Here is a 14,764-nt window from a genome sequence, read left to right as displayed (position 1 = left end):
AGCAACCCGCAACCGGGCAGAGAACAATAAAACTACCTTCAGGTAGCTCCCGAATCGGTTGGATCGCCAGGCGAAAAAGCAGATCAGCGCTCAAAAAAATACGTTTGCTCTTGATCCCGGATGGGGATCGCCAAAAACAGCGGTAAAGGGTCACGGCTACCAAAAACAACAACAGGCCGCCCCTCAATAATAAAAAAAGAGCACGCGACGACAAAATTAAAGGGGAGCTTCGGCTCCCCTTTGTGCTGTCTGATATTCGGGTTTTTTCTCGGTCGTTTTTGTGAAGGCGGTATGTCAGCCGCAGCAGTCTTGATCGATATACCGCATTCGCGAGCAGGCTCGCGCCCACAAAGGGCTGTGGTCAGTCTTGCTTATCGCGCAGTTCTTTGATGCTGATTTCGCGCATGCGGAATTTCTGGATCTTGCCGGTCACGGTCATCGGGAATTCCTCGACGAATTTGAAATGGTGCGGTGTCTTGAAGTGGGCAATGCGTTCCTTGCACCAAGCCTGCAACTCCAGCTCGGTGGCGCTGTGACCGAGGTGGAACTTGATCCAGGCGACGATTTCTTCGCCATAGCGTGAGCATGGAATCCCGATCACCTGCACGTCCGCCACCGCTGGGTGAGTAAAGAAGAACTCCTCCAACTCACGCGGGTAAACATTCTCGCCGCCCCGGATGATCATGTCCTTGTTACGCCCGACGATGCAGATGTAGCCCTGCTCGTTCATGGTCGCCAGGTCGCCGGTGTGTATCCAGCTGTCCTGGTCGATGGCGTCGGCAGTGCCCTTGGGGTTGTTCCAGTAACCCAGCATCACGCTGTAGCCGCGGGTACACAACTCGCCGATGGTGTCGCGAGGGACGATATTGCCGGCCTCATCGACGATTTTACTTTCCAGTTGTGGCTGGGTTCGACCTACGGTGGTAACGCGCAATTCCAGGTCGTCTGAAGGACCGGTCTGCAATGACACCGGACTGGTTTCCGTCATGCCGTAGGCAATTTGCACTTCGGCCATGTGCATCTCACTGATGACCCGCCGCATCACTTCGATCGGGCAAGTGGCCCCGGCCATGATCCCGGTGCGTAGGCTGGACAAGTCGAACTCGCCCCGCTGCGGCTGATCCAGCATGGCAATGAACATGGTGGGCACGCCATACAGCGCCGTGGCTTTCTCTTCGGCCACGGTGCTCAGGGTCAGCAACGGATCGAAGGCATCGTTGGGGTAGATCATGGTGCTGCCGTGGGTCATGCAGCCCAGGTTACCCATGACCATGCCGAAACAATGGTAGAGCGGCACCGGGATCACCAACCGGTCGCTGGCGGTCAGGCCCAGGCTTTCGCCAACCATGTAGCCGTTGTTGAGAATATTTCGATGGCTGAGAGTCGCGCCCTTGGGGAAACCGGTGGTGCCTGAGGTGTACTGGATATTCACCGGTTGATCGAAATGCAGACTGGCCTGGCGCTCGGCCAGTTGCTCAACTGACACCACTGCGCCAAGGGTTGCCAGTTGCGACCAGGGTAAAAAACCTGACGGTGGTTGAGGATCAAGGCTGACAACGCCTCGCAGATCCGGCAAGCGCTCACTGCGCAACTGGCCGATCGATTGCTCCGCCAATTCCGGCGCAAGCGCTTGCAGCATCGCGTGATAGTCCGAGGTCTTGAAAGACCCGGCACACACCAGCCACTGGCACCCGGATTGTTTAAGCACGTATTCCAGTTCAGAGCCGCGATAGGCCGGGTTTTGATGTTGACCAGGATCACACCGATCTTCGCACTGGCGAACTGGCTGATGCACCACTGAGCACAATTGGGGGCCCAAACACCGAGACGGTCGCCGGCTTTCAGGCCCAACGCCAGCAAGGCCCGGGCGTACACATCAACGGCTTCGGCCAGTTGTCGCCAGGTGTAGCGCAACGACTGATGACGAACCACCAGCGCCTCGCCATCCGGATGCCGGGCCACTGTCTGGTCGAAAGACTGGCCGATGGTCTGCGCCAGTAAAGCCTTGGCCTGTGAGCCTCGGGTGTAGCTGAGCTGCGAATGCGAACCGGGTTGATCCATGACGCCCCCTCTTGTCTTTATTAGTGGGTGTACCGGTGAACCTTAAAGGCTTTCTTTTGTGGTGAGGGAGTAAGCCCCCTCACCACAGAGTTCACTTACTCTGGCCCAAGCTGACGTTAACGTAAAGGGTGATTGACAGCCATCGGCCGCAGGCTTACGTTAACGTAAAGGTGAGAGCCATTCCGCCTCCTTTCACACCCGATAAAAAAGCCAAAGGTGTCCCATGAGCTACCCATCCCTGAATTTTGCCCTCGGCGAAACCATCGACATGTTGCGCGACCAGGTTCAGTCGTTCGTCGCCAAGGAAATCGCCCCTCGGGCGGCTCAGATCGACATCGATAACCTGTTCCCCGCTGATATGTGGCGCAAGTTTGGCGACATGGGCCTGCTAGGCATTACCGTACCGGAAGAATACGGCGGCGCTGGTCTGGGCTATCTGGCCCACGTGGTGACGATGGAAGAAATCAGCCGCGGTTCGGCCTCGGTCGCCCTTTCCTACGGCGCCCACTCCAACCTCTGCGTCAACCAGATCAACCGCAACGGCAACCACGAACAGAAGACCAAGTACCTGCCCAAGCTCATCAGCGGCGAACACATCGGCGCATTGGCCATGAGCGAACCCAACGCCGGTTCCGACGTGGTTTCGATGAAGCTGCGGGCCGACAAGCGTGGCGACCGTTACGTGCTCAACGGCAGCAAAACCTGGATCACCAATGGTCCCGACGCCAACACCTACGTGATCTACGCCAAGACCGATCTGGAAAAAGGTCCCCACGGCATCACCGCGTTCATCGTCGAACGGGACTGGAAAGGCTTCAGCCGCAGCAACAAGTTCGACAAGCTCGGCATGCGTGGCTCCAACACCTGCGAGTTGTTTTTCGATGACGTCGAAGTGCCGCAAGAGAACATCCTTGGTGTGCTCAACGGCGGCGTCAAAGTCCTGATGAGCGGCCTCGACTACGAGCGCGTGGTGCTGTCCGGCGGCCCCACCGGGATCATGCAGGCCTGCATGGACCTGATCGTGCCCTACATCCACGACCGCAAACAGTTCGGCCAGAGCATCGGCGAATTTCAGCTGATCCAGGGCAAAGTGGCCGACATGTACACCCAGCTCAACGCCAGCCGCGCCTACCTGTATGCCGTGGCCCAGGCTTGCGAGCGCGGCGAAACCACCCGCAAGGATGCCGCCGGGGTGATCCTCTACAGTGCCGAACGCGCCACGCAAATGGCCCTCGACGCCATCCAGATCCTGGGCGGCAATGGCTACATCAATGAATTCCCGGCCGGTCGTCTGCTGCGTGACGCCAAGCTGTACGAAATCGGCGCCGGCACCAGTGAGATTCGTCGGATGCTGATCGGCCGCGAACTGTTCAACGAAACCCGCTAACGGAGCTGACCATGGCCACGCTGCACACCCAGCTCAACCCGCGTTCGCCGGAGTTCATCGCCAACCGCGACGCGATGCTCGAACAAGTCGAGGCCCTGCGAACCTTGCTCGCTCAAGTCCAGCAAGGCGGTGGCCCCAAGGCCCAGGAACGCCACACATCACGTGGCAAATTGCTGCCCCGTGAACGCATCAATCGGTTGCTGGATCCTGGCTCGCCATTCCTGGAGATCAGCCCGCTCGCCGCTCACCAGGTTTATGGTGAGGACGTTCCCGCCGCCGGGGTGATTGCCGGTATCGGCCGCGTGGAAGGCGTCGAATGCATGATTGTCGCCAACGACGCGACAGTCAAAGGCGGCTCCTATTATCCGCTGACGGTGAAGAAACACCTGCGCGCCCAGACCATCGCCCAGCAGAATCGCCTGCCCTGCATTTATCTGGTGGATTCCGGCGGCGCCAACCTGCCACGCCAGGACGAAGTGTTTCCGGACCGCGAGCACTTCGGGCGGATCTTCTTCAACCAAGCCAACATGAGCGCCCAGGGCATCCCGCAGATCGCCGTGGTCATGGGCTCCTGCACAGCCGGGGGTGCCTACGTGCCGGCGATGGCCGACGAGGCGATCATGGTGCGCCAGCAGGCAACGATTTTCCTCGCCGGTCCGCCGCTGGTGAAAGCCGCCACCGGCGAGGTGGTCAGTGCCGAGGAACTGGGCGGTGCCGACGTGCACTGCAAGATTTCCGGGGTGGCCGACCACTACGCCGACAGCGACGAACACGCCCTGGCACTGGCCCGACGCAGCGTGGCCAACCTCAACTGGCGCAAACTCGGCGATGTGCAACAACGCATGCCCATCGCCCCCCGGTATTCGAGTGACGAGCTGTACGGCGTGGTTTCGGCCGACGCCAAGCAACCGTTCGATGTGCGCGAGGTGATTGCGCGACTGGTGGACGGCTCGGTGTTCGACGAGTTCAAGGCGTTGTTCGGTACGACACTGGTGTGCGGTTTTGCCCACTTGCACGGCTACCCAATCGCGATCCTGGCCAACAACGGCATTCTGTTTGCCGAATCGGCGCAGAAAGGCGCGCACTTCATCGAACTGGCCTGTCAGCGTGGTATCCCACTGCTGTTTCTGCAGAACATCACAGGCTTCATGGTGGGCCAAAAATACGAAGCCGGCGGCATCGCCAAGCACGGCGCGAAACTGGTCACCGCGGTGGCTTGCGCCCGAGTGCCGAAATTCACCGTCATTATAGGCGGCAGTTTTGGCGCCGGTAACTACGGCATGTGCGGTCGGGCTTACGACCCGCGCTTCCTGTGGATGTGGCCGAATGCGCGGATTGGCGTAATGGGTGCCGAGCAGGCGGCCGGCGTGCTGGTTCAGGTCAAGCGCGAACAGGCCGAACGCAGCGGCCATCCTTTCAGCGCCGCCCAGGAAGCTGAAATCAAACAACCGATTCTCGATCAGTACGAAGAGCAGGGTCACCCCTACTATTCCAGCGCGAGGCTGTGGGACGACGGCGTCATCGACCCCGCCCAGACCCGTGATGTGCTGGGCCTGGCCTTGTCCGCGTCGCTGAACGCACCCATCGAACCGAGCCGCTTCGGCGTGTTCCGGATGTAACCTTGGAGTGCTCATGGATAATTTCAACACCCTCGAATTGCTCACCGACCCGCGTGGCGTCGCCACCCTGTGGCTGAGCCGCGAGTCGAAAAACAACGCGTTCAACGCCCAAATGATCCGCGAACTGATCCTCGCCCTGGATCAGGTCAGCAGCAATCCGAACCTGCGTTTTCTGCTGATCCGTGGTCGCGGCAAACACTTCAGCGCCGGCGCCGACCTGGCCTGGATGCAGCAATCGGCCAAACTCGACTACCACACCAACCTTGACGACGCCCGGGAACTGGCGGAGCTGATGTACAACCTCGCCAAGCTGAAAATCCCCACGCTGGCAGTCGTCCAGGGCGCGGCGTTTGGCGGTGCGCTGGGGCTGATCAGCGCCTGCGACATGGCCATTGGCGCCGATGAAGCGCAATTCTGCCTGTCGGAAGTACGCATTGGCCTGGCACCGGCGGTGATCAGCCCGTTCGTGGTGCAAGCCATCGGCGAACGAGCGGCTCGGCGTTACGCCCTGACCGCTGAACGCTTCGGCGGGCAACGTGCGAAAGAAATCGGTTTGCTGTCGGAAAGTTACCCATCCGAGACACTGGATGATCAGCTCGAACAATGGATCGACAACCTGCTGCTCAACAGCCCGGCAGCCATGCGCGCCAGCAAGGAACTGCTGCGTGAGGTCGGTAACGGCGCCCTCACCCCAGCGCTGCGACGCTACACCGAAAATGCCATCGCCCGCATTCGCGTCAGCCCGGAGGGCCAGGAAGGTTTGCGGGCCTTCCTGCAAAAGCGGCCGCCAAACTGGCAAGCCGAGTCGAACCCTAAGGAGCCGCGTCGATGAGCGCCCCTGTCCTCACCACTTTACTGGTGGCCAACCGCGGTGAAATTGCCTGCCGCGTGATGCGCACCGCCAAGGTCATGGGCCTAACCACTGTTGCCGTGCACAGCGCCACCGACAGGGATGCCCGCCACAGCCGCGAAGCCGACATCCGCGTCGACCTGGGCGGTAGCAAAGCCGCCGACAGCTACCTGCAAATCGACAAACTGATCGCCGCAGCCCTGGCCAGCGGCGCCCAGGCCATCCACCCCGGTTATGGCTTTCTGTCTGAAAATGCCGGGTTCGCCCGGGCGATAGAGAACGCCGGGCTGATCTTCCTCGGCCCGCCCGCCACGGCCATCGATGCCATGGGCAGCAAGTCCGCGGCCAAGGCCCTGATGGAAACGGCGGGCGTGCCCCTGGTGCCCGGTTATCACGGTGAAGCCCAGGACCTGGACACCTTTCGCGACGCCGCCGAGCGCATTGGCTACCCGGTACTGCTCAAGGCCACCGCCGGCGGTGGTGGCAAGGGCATGAAGGTCGTCGAGGACGACAGCCAACTGGCCGACGCCCTAGCCTCGGCCCAGCGTGAGGCACAATCCTCGTTCGGCGACTCGCGGATGCTGGTGGAAAAATACCTGCTCCAGCCGCGCCACGTTGAGATTCAGGTGTTCGCCGACCAACACGGCCACTGCCTGTACCTCAACGAACGCGATTGCTCGATCCAGCGCCGCCATCAAAAAGTGGTGGAGGAAGCCCCCGCCCCCGGCCTGACCCCACAACTGCGTCGGGCGATGGGTGAAGCGGCCGTGCGTGCGGCCCAGGCAATTGGTTATGTCGGTGCGGGCACGGTGGAATTCCTGCTGGACTCGCGGGGCGAGTTTTTCTTCATGGAAATGAACACCCGGTTGCAGGTCGAGCACCCGGTCACCGAAGCGATCACCGGGCTGGACCTGGTGGCTTGGCAGATCCGCGTTGCCCAGGGTGAGCCCCTGCCGATCACTCAGGAGCAAGTTCCGCTGCTGGGCCACGCCATTGAAGTGCGGCTGTACGCCGAAGACCCGGCCAACGATTTCCTGCCGGCCACCGGACACCTGGCGTTGTACCGCGAATCTGCCGAAGGTTCGGGGCGGCGGGTCGACAGTGGGGTTGAAGAAGGCGACGAGATCTCGCCGTTCTACGATCCTATGCTTGGCAAACTGATCGCCTGGGGCGAAGACCGTGAACAGGCACGGTTGCGGCTGTTGAGCATGCTCGACGAATTTGCCATTGGCGGGCTGAAAACCAACATCGGCTTTCTGCGACGCATCGTGGCCCACCCAGCCTTTGCGGCGGCGGAACTGGACACCGGATTTATCCCACGTTACCAGACGCAGTTACTGCCAGAGCCTGGCGAATTGGATGACGACTTCTGGTTCGCAGCGGCTCATGGTTACGCCTTGAGTCTGACGCCTCGCGTACGCTGCGACGACGCCAATTCGCCTTGGGCCAATACCGCCGGGCTGCGTCTGGGGCGGCCAAGTGAAACCACCTTGCACTTGAGCTGCGAGGGCCAGGAGCGCGCAATAACGCTGGACGTTACAGCCCGTTGTGCAGATCTCAAGGGCGAGCAACTGGTGATCGAACACAACGGCCTGCGCCGCCGCCATCGCGCCATCCGCCAGGGCGACAGCCTGTATCTGCAATGGGAAGGCGACTTGCACCGAGTCGACGTGCATGACCCGCTGGCCGCCGCCGAAGCCAGTCACAGTCATCAGGGCGGCCTGACGGCTCCCATGAACGGCAGCATCGTGCGGGTCCTGGTGAGCGTCGGCCAAACGGTGGAAGCCGGGGCACAACTGGTGGTGTTGGAAGCGATGAAAATGGAGCACAGCATTCGTGCGCCCAAGGCCGGCGTAATCAAGGCGCTGTATTGCCAGGAAGGCGAAATGGTCAGTGAGGGCAGCGCGCTGGTGGCGTTCGAAGAATAGGCATCGGCCCGTTCCCAGGGCCGATCCAGTTAGAATCTGATGGTGGCCTGCACAACCACGCCGATGATTCGGCATTGCTCGGTATACAGGTTTTTCGGGTAGGTCGGATTGAGCGGAATCAGGTAACGCTGCCCGCTCTCTTCGATCAATTTACGAAAGGTCGCATCGCTGCTGCCGGGTAATTGGGCGACCACCAGTTTGCCGGGCACCGCTTCAATCGCTGGATCAACCAGAATCGACATACCCTCAGGGATGCTCAAGCCGGTCGGTGCGGTCATCGCATCACCCACTACCACCAGCCAGAACGCATCCCCCAGGGCGTGGTAATCCGTCAGCTCAAAGCGCGCCTGGCTGTAGGAACCAGGATCGCCTTCGCGGACTTCGCCCACCTCGTGCCAGTCACTCACCGGGTAGCGGAAGTACGGGTTGTACTTCTGTGCCAGGGCCATGCCTTCGGCGGTCGAGGTGTCCGGCTCGCGAATCACCATCGCCACTTCAAGAAACTCCAGCCCCAGTTCCTGCAGGACCCGGTTCATGTCTTCGACACTGGGCTGCCGGCGCTTGGTCAGCCAATGGCCGACGCCGCCCTGGGACATCCCCAAACGTTCTGCGAGCACCACTTGCGTGACGCGCAGCTCCTTCATCTTGGCCTTGACCAACTCTATCCATTTATCCATGTGCGGCACGATACGTGGGTGGCTCCGACCATCAAAACACAAATTGTAGTATTTAAATTATCGTCACAATTACGATAGGTACTATTCTGGATTCAGGAATTCAGACCCCACACGGAGAATCTCGACACCATGGACCTACCCAATAAAGCTGAGCCCGGCACGCCTTTCGACGGCACGTACCCTTCGCTGCAGGATTGCCCGGCGGCCCAACGGGCCCTGGACTATTACTTGAAACCGAGTGTTTCGGATGAACAGGCAGAACATCGTTTCTTCGACGTCAATCGCAACATCAGCGGGGAAGAAGCCCTGGTGCATGCTTGCGACCTGCTGCGCTGTGCAGCAGCCACCGCCCACGAATCCGCCAACCGGCTACAAGGTCCGAACCGTGACCTGGCGTTTTCAGTGGTGCATATGATTGATCTGGTCAAGGTGATGATTGACCGATCACTGGATGGCTACCCTACTCGCTAGGTAACGCAATGGGAATGTCACCGCGAATGCGGGCGACAGGAAATATTTTCCAATCGATGCGATAAAAACATTTGACTTGCAAATGATAATGATTATTATTGCATCAGCTGGTCGCGAGATCAGTCGATAGACCAGAAGACCTTAGGTCGGACTTCTGGAATATCTCCTCATCAGGCTAATCACGGTTTTTGACCCGGCTTTTTGCCGGGTCTTTTTTTGCCGATTTTCGGCTTATGGCTTCAGGCTAATGAAGTCTTTGAGTGTTGCTAATTCGGTGGCGGCGATGATAGCAAATGAATATCCATTTACAAGAGTCCCTGCGCCACACCGGCAGAACTATCGACAGGCAGCACTTGAGAATCAATCACTGACTCTCTAAGCTGCTTTAGCGTCCAGGGAGGGCGCCCCCTTCTTCACTTGCCGCAAATCATCCGATTTTTCCTTTCTTGCGTGTAAAGTAACGGCCATGAAAATCCTTTCTGGGAATCGTGACCGTGGCTAAATCTTCTTTTGATATCAGCGCCAATTTCGACAGCGGTAACATCCAGGTCGTCGACATCAGCAACCCGTTGCAATCACTGCTGAAAATCAGACCCGACACCCGCAGCGCCCACTTTCAATGGTTCCACTTCAAGGCCAGCGGCTTGCACGTTGGTCAGGAACATTCCTTCCGCCTGCTCAATGCCAGTCAATCGTCCTACAACAAGGCGTGGACGGGCTACCAGACCGTGGCCTCCTACGATCACGTCAACTGGTTCCGAATTCCTACCCAGTTCGAAGGCGATGCCCTGCGCTTTCACTTCGAGGCTGAACAGCCTCACGCCTGGTTTGCCTACTTCGAACCCTACAGCCGCGGCCGTCACGACTGGCTGATCGAACAGGTGCTGCACAAGGCCAGTACGGAACTGTTGGCCACCGGTAAAAGCGTTGAAGGCCGAGACATTCAACTGCTTCGCAAGGGCAGTGGCGTCGAAGGTCGGCGCAACGTCTGGATCATCGCCCAGCAACACCCCGGCGAGCACATGGCCGAGTGGTTCATGGAAGGTGTGATCGAACGCCTCCAGCATCAGGACGACGCGCAGCTCAACGAATTGTTGGATAAGGCCGATTTCTACCTGGTGCCAAACATGAACCCGGACGGTGCGTTCCACGGCCATCTGCGGACCAACGCCATGGGCCAGGATCTCAACCGTGCGTGGCAGAACGCCAGTCCGGAAATCAGCCCTGAGGTATTTTTCGTACAGCAGCAAATGGAAAAATACGGCGTCGATCTGTTCATCGACGTTCACGGCGATGAAGAAATTCCCCACGTCTTCACCGCTGCTTGCGAAGGCAACCCGGGCTACACACCACGCCTTGCCAAACTCGAAGAGCGCTTTCGCAACCACCTCAAGCACCAGACCAAAGACTTCCAGACCACCCACGGCTACACCCGCGACGAACCGGGCCAGGCCAACATGACCCTGGCCTGTAACGCGGTCGGCCAGAAATATGACTGCCTGTCCCTGACCCTGGAAATGCCGTTCAAGGACCATGACGATCACCCGAACCCGCTCACCGGTTGGTCCGGCAAACGCTCGATGCAATTGGGCAAGGATGTGTTGAGCACTATCGCGGACATGGTCGACGAATTGCGCTGATACTCAACCCAAGACCTGTACATGCCTTGTGGCGAGGGATCTTGCTCCCTCGCCACAAGGCTTCAGCCCCTGCCTCGCAACATACTGTCCAACACCTCATCCCGCCGTACCCAACCGTGAAACAGCGCCGCCGCCAGATGCACCAGCACCGTCAGAAACAACAGATAAGCCAGATAGCCATGGGCCTTGCGCAACAGTGCGAAGGTCTGGGCATCCGCCGGCAGAATGGATGGCAGTTGCAGCGAACTGCTAAGCATCACGGGGTCTCCCGCCGCCGAAATCATGCCCCAGCCCAACAGCGGCAGGATGAGCATCAAGACGTACAACAGAACATGCGAGGCTTTTGCCGCCAACACCTGCCAGCCCGGCAGATCAGCCGGCAATGACGGCTGGCGTGTGGTAAAACGCACCGCCAGGCGCACGATCACCAGCAGCAGAATCGCGATGCCCAAGGGTTTGTGCAATTGGAGCAGCCATTCATGGCGTTCGGACACCGAGGCGACCATGCCCGCGCCGATAAACAGCATGGCGATGATCATCAATGCCATCAGCCAGTGCAGCAGCCGAGCCAGCGGTGCAAAGTGATGAGGGGCGCTCATGGGCGGGACTCCTGGGTGGCGGGCAATTGGCTGACTTCGCTGGTACGGCGCAGATAGGAACTGGCATACGCGGCAGAACGCGCGGCCAGCAGCGGATCTTCAGAGCCCTCGATACCGCTGGGCAGGATCAGCGGGTCATAGTTGATGTCGCGGCATTCGCCGTTGTCCTGCGCCTGGGTGCGCTCCAGCACCAACGTGCCGGCGTTGAGCACCTTGCGATCCCCGGGCCAGACCTTGGTGGCGTCATTCACCGGATCACCCGGATTGGCCAGGGCAATGTTCAACTGCCAGCGCAGCGGCCCGGCGGCAAGACGCTTCACCAGGTCTTGCTCCAAAAAGTCGGCGCCCTGGGGTGGTGGCGCATCCGCAGCGTCCCGGCTCAGCGGCACCACACCCCAGCGCACCGCCTGGCGTTGCCCAGCGGGGTTAACCAGATAAAACGCATTGATGCCGTTGTAGGTTTCGGTGGCATAGCTGGCCGACGGTTTGGCAGTCTTGATCCATTGCAGAAATGGCGCAGCTTCCGGGTGAGCGGCAAAGAACGCCGGCACGGCCGCAGGGTTCGGTTTCCCCGTGGCCGGATCCGGCGATTGGGCCTGTTGCAACTGGTAGAACGCTTCGGGCGTGCCCACCGGGAACACCGGCATGCTGTTCATACCGGTGCGCCACTGCTGGCCGTTGGCCTGGGTAAAACGCAGCGCCAGGCTGCGAATCGGCACGCTGCCATCCGGCGCATAGGGGTTGCCGCTGGGCAAGGCAAAACGGCCGACCACCGGCGTTCGCGCGTCCATGAACACTTGAGCGCTGGAATAGACGCGGGCCTCGCCACTGCTTTCGAAATAGCCCGCGACGCAGACACCTTTTGAGTGATTGCGCCGAAATCCTGGGTGTACCCCGTTGTTCTTTTCCAGCACGTTGACCAGCGCATTGGGCGTCAGGCGTTGTGGGTCGAGGGTGCCATGGACGTAGGCAAAAGCCCCGGCCAACGCGGCAACAATCACCGCAATGCCGGTCAGGCGCAGCGTCAGGCTGGCGGTACTCAACGGCGGCCGACTCGGTTCAGAAGAAGGATCAACCATGAGGAAGCTCCAGGGCTCAAGGCCATTTGTGGAAAGGACCCGTCAGACGAAAGCCTGAAGGGTTTATTCCCACACCTCGTATTTATTTTTCCTGCGCTGGAATAATCTCGTTCGCGGATCGTCTTTCCAGTCCCGGCGCAATGACTGCCCAAGAAGCCACACTCCCATGAACGAACTCGACGAACAGTTGCGCGTGCTCATTCCCAGGCTACGGCGTTTTGCCGTGTCGCTGACCCGCAACCCCAGCAATGCCGATGATCTGGTGCAAGCGTGCCTGGAGCGGGCGTTGTCAAAATGGGACAACAAGCGCCCGGAGGGCGATCTGCGGGCCTGGCTGTTTTCGATTCTTTATCGACAGTTTCTCGATGCCCATCGCCGTTCCCGACGTTATGCCCGCATGCTGGAGTTTTTCACCGGCCGCGACGATGCCCACCCTTCGGCCGAGCGCAGCGTGATCGCGCAATCGTCCCTCCAGGCTTTCAATCAACTCACCACTGAACAACGTGCGCTTTTGCTGTGGGTGTCGGTGGAAGGCTTGAGTTACCAACAAGTGGCCGACATCCTCGGTGTGCCGACCGGCACCGTGATGTCACGCCTATCCCGTGCCCGCCAGGCTTTGCGTCAACTCAGCGACGGCGAAATCACCCGCCCTACCCTGCGGATACTCAAATGATCAGCATGCCCCCCAACGACAGTGACCTGCACGCCTACATCGACCGCCAACTGAGCGAGGACGACCGACAGTTGATGGAGACTTACCTGCACAACCACCCAGAAGTCGCCGCCCGGGTCCGGGCCTGGCAACAGGACGCGCAACACCTGCGCGCCACCCTGAGCGCAGGCCTGCAACAAGCCCCCAACCCGGATCTCGACCCGACACTGATTCGCCAGCGCGTGAAACACCGATCCCGCCGTCATTTGGCCAGCGCCGCGGTGTTGCTGCTGGCCGTCAGTGTCGGCGGGTTCAGCGGCTGGCAGGCGCGGGAAATGACCCTCCTCAGCGCCGCAGCCCCCATGACTGATGCCCTGCAGGCCTATCGATTGTTCGCCCAGCAAGGCATCCTGCCCGCCGATTACCAAACGGGTGACGAGCACAGCATGCAAGGCTGGCTCGACCGTTACTTCACCCAGGCCAACCGGCTGCCAGACCTGTCGGGCGCAGGCTTCAAACCGGTCAGCGCACGGTTGCTCAGCACCGAGCAAGGGGCGGCGGCGATGGTGGTGTATCAGGACCCGAGCGGCCAAAAGATCAGTTTTTACGTGCGCCCACCGGGCCCGAAAAACTTCCTGCTGCCCCGTGGCAGCCGTCGCGACGGTGAGTTGCAGGCCGAGTACTGGTCTGGGGCGGGATACAACTATGCGATGGTCATACCGAGCGATATGCCGGCGGCGCAGATGCTCAAGCAGACACTGAACTTTTGATCACTTGCGCCCACTGTAGAGGGCTTCAAGGTGTGTTCACCCCTGCCCAAACACCTGCGAAGGCCTACGCAACAGCGGGTCAAACGGGTTGATCCGCGGCCCGATCAGGGCCGCTTCGCGCTTGAGCATTTCCACCACCGTTGGCAGCCGATCCGGCCCCAGCCGATCGGTCACCGTCCCCACACTCAAGGCCGCCACGGCACGGCCTTCCCGATCCAGGATCGGCACGGCGACACCGGCCATGCCGGGCAGCACGCCGGTGTTGCGCCCGGCGTAGCCCAGTGTGCGAACGTTCTCCACCTCCGAGCGCAGGAAGACTTCGTCGTACAAATGAAAATCCTTGAGACGCGGCAGGTTGTAATGAATCACCGTGTCGCGCTCTTCCTCGGGCAGAAACGCCAGGATCGCCAGGCTGCCCTGCCCCACGCCCAACGCCACTCGGCCGCCAATGTCGCCGGTGAACGTGCGGATCGGGAACGGCCCTTCACTGCGGTCCAGACAGATCGCATCGAAACCGCTGCGCGCCAGCAAAAATAACGAATCCCCCAGCGAAGCCGACAGCCGCAGCATGGCCGGGCGTACCAGTTCACGCAGGTTACCGGTGTTCCCGGCACGGGCGGCCAAGGCAAAAAAGTCCAGGCTCAGGCGATAGCGTTTGCTACGCGCGTCCTGCTCGACCATGCCCTCGTCCATCAGGCTGCGCAGCAAGCGGTGTGTGGTCGGCTGGGACAGACCGATGCGCTGGGCCAGTTGCGTCACCCGCTCCGCGCCCTCGACGGTGTCACCCAGGCTGCGCAACACGGCAAATAACCTGGCGACTGCGCCAACCCCAACTTCACCCTTCTCAATATTCCGATCAGTGGAATTTTTCATGTTATTTCCAATCAATAAATTTACTCACTGAATGAAACTGAAAATAGTCATCACCTCAGTGAAATACTCCATTGAGCCCATCCTATTCTTCGTCCTACTCTGCGTCCACACAGGGGCGATTCGAACAACAGCGGCAGCCGACCCACTCAAGTCGAGCG

General features: G+C 60.2%; 12 protein-coding genes and 1 pseudogene. 8 read left to right on the top strand and 5 right to left on the bottom strand.

Annotated elements, in window-relative coordinates:
* Nucleotides 1-361: 361 nt before the first annotated feature.
* Nucleotides 362-2,061, bottom strand: a pseudogene (locus ACA047_RS10735) (AMP-binding protein).
* A gap of 223 nt (nucleotides 2,062-2,284) precedes the next feature.
* On the opposite strand from ACA047_RS10735, the gene ACA047_RS10730 reads away from it, so the two are divergent.
* From ACA047_RS10730 to ACA047_RS10715, 4 genes are read left to right on the top strand one after another with little or no spacing between them, the layout of a single operon-like run.
* Complete coding sequence (locus tag ACA047_RS10730; protein ID WP_497359124.1) at nucleotides 2,285-3,448, top strand: isovaleryl-CoA dehydrogenase; 1,164 nt, start codon at nucleotides 2,285-2,287, stop codon at nucleotides 3,446-3,448.
* A gap of 11 nt (nucleotides 3,449-3,459) precedes the next feature.
* The gene (locus ACA047_RS10725) at nucleotides 3,460-5,067 is read left to right on the top strand and encodes a carboxyl transferase domain-containing protein (RefSeq protein WP_497359122.1); all 1,608 of its coding nucleotides are present in this window, start codon (nucleotides 3,460-3,462) and stop codon (nucleotides 5,065-5,067) included.
* Between the two features lie 13 nt (nucleotides 5,068-5,080).
* Nucleotides 5,081-5,899, top strand: a complete 819-nt coding sequence (locus tag ACA047_RS10720) for a gamma-carboxygeranoyl-CoA hydratase (RefSeq protein WP_497359120.1) — start codon at nucleotides 5,081-5,083, stop codon at nucleotides 5,897-5,899.
* Nucleotides 5,896-7,845 (top strand): acetyl/propionyl/methylcrotonyl-CoA carboxylase subunit alpha, encoded by a 1,950-nt coding sequence (locus tag ACA047_RS10715; RefSeq protein ID WP_497359118.1) that lies wholly within the window; start codon nucleotides 5,896-5,898, stop codon nucleotides 7,843-7,845. Before ACA047_RS10720 ends, ACA047_RS10715 begins: the two co-directional genes overlap by 4 nt.
* Before the next feature lie 29 nt (nucleotides 7,846-7,874).
* Here the strand turns inward: ACA047_RS10715 and ACA047_RS10710 are convergent, their stop codons facing one another.
* Complete coding sequence (locus ACA047_RS10710) at nucleotides 7,875-8,522, bottom strand: LexA family protein (RefSeq protein ID WP_497359116.1); 648 nt, start codon at nucleotides 8,520-8,522, stop codon at nucleotides 7,875-7,877.
* A gap of 129 nt (nucleotides 8,523-8,651) precedes the next feature.
* Between ACA047_RS10710 and ACA047_RS10705 the strand changes: the two genes are divergently transcribed.
* Entirely contained in the window at nucleotides 8,652-8,993 is a 342-nt protein-coding gene (locus ACA047_RS10705; protein WP_497359114.1) for a DUF6124 family protein, read from the top strand.
* Between the two features lie 488 nt (nucleotides 8,994-9,481).
* Nucleotides 9,482-10,633: a M14 family metallopeptidase gene (locus ACA047_RS10700; protein WP_497359112.1), complete on the top strand. Its 1,152-nt coding sequence runs from the start codon at nucleotides 9,482-9,484 to the stop codon at nucleotides 10,631-10,633.
* A 62-nt stretch (nucleotides 10,634-10,695) separates the two neighbouring features.
* On the opposite strand, the gene ACA047_RS10695 is transcribed toward ACA047_RS10700, so the two are convergent.
* Nucleotides 10,696-11,232 (bottom strand): cytochrome b, encoded by a 537-nt coding sequence (locus ACA047_RS10695; protein WP_497359110.1) that lies wholly within the window; start codon nucleotides 11,230-11,232, stop codon nucleotides 10,696-10,698.
* Nucleotides 11,229-12,311: a catalase family peroxidase gene (locus tag ACA047_RS10690; protein ID WP_497359108.1), complete on the bottom strand. Its 1,083-nt coding sequence runs from the start codon at nucleotides 12,309-12,311 to the stop codon at nucleotides 11,229-11,231. The genes ACA047_RS10695 and ACA047_RS10690 overlap by 4 nt, the downstream gene beginning before the upstream one ends.
* Nucleotides 12,312-12,477: 166 nt before the next feature.
* Between ACA047_RS10690 and ACA047_RS10685 the strand changes: the two genes are divergently transcribed.
* The gene (locus ACA047_RS10685; protein ID WP_497359106.1) at nucleotides 12,478-12,984 is read left to right on the top strand and encodes a sigma-70 family RNA polymerase sigma factor; all 507 of its coding nucleotides are present in this window, start codon (nucleotides 12,478-12,480) and stop codon (nucleotides 12,982-12,984) included.
* Nucleotides 12,981-13,733, top strand: a complete 753-nt coding sequence (locus tag ACA047_RS10680) for an anti-sigma factor family protein (protein WP_497359104.1) — start codon at nucleotides 12,981-12,983, stop codon at nucleotides 13,731-13,733. The genes ACA047_RS10685 and ACA047_RS10680 overlap by 4 nt, the downstream gene beginning before the upstream one ends.
* A 36-nt stretch (nucleotides 13,734-13,769) precedes the next feature.
* On the opposite strand, the gene ACA047_RS10675 is transcribed toward ACA047_RS10680, so the two are convergent.
* Complete coding sequence (locus ACA047_RS10675) at nucleotides 13,770-14,606, bottom strand: IclR family transcriptional regulator (RefSeq protein ID WP_497359102.1); 837 nt, start codon at nucleotides 14,604-14,606, stop codon at nucleotides 13,770-13,772.
* Nucleotides 14,607-14,764: the final 158 nt, after the last annotated feature.

It is taken from the genome of Pseudomonas sp. LBUM1664 (assembly GCF_059695895.1).
Note: the sequence above shows the minus strand (reverse complement) of the source record. Positions and strands in the feature narration are given on the sequence as shown.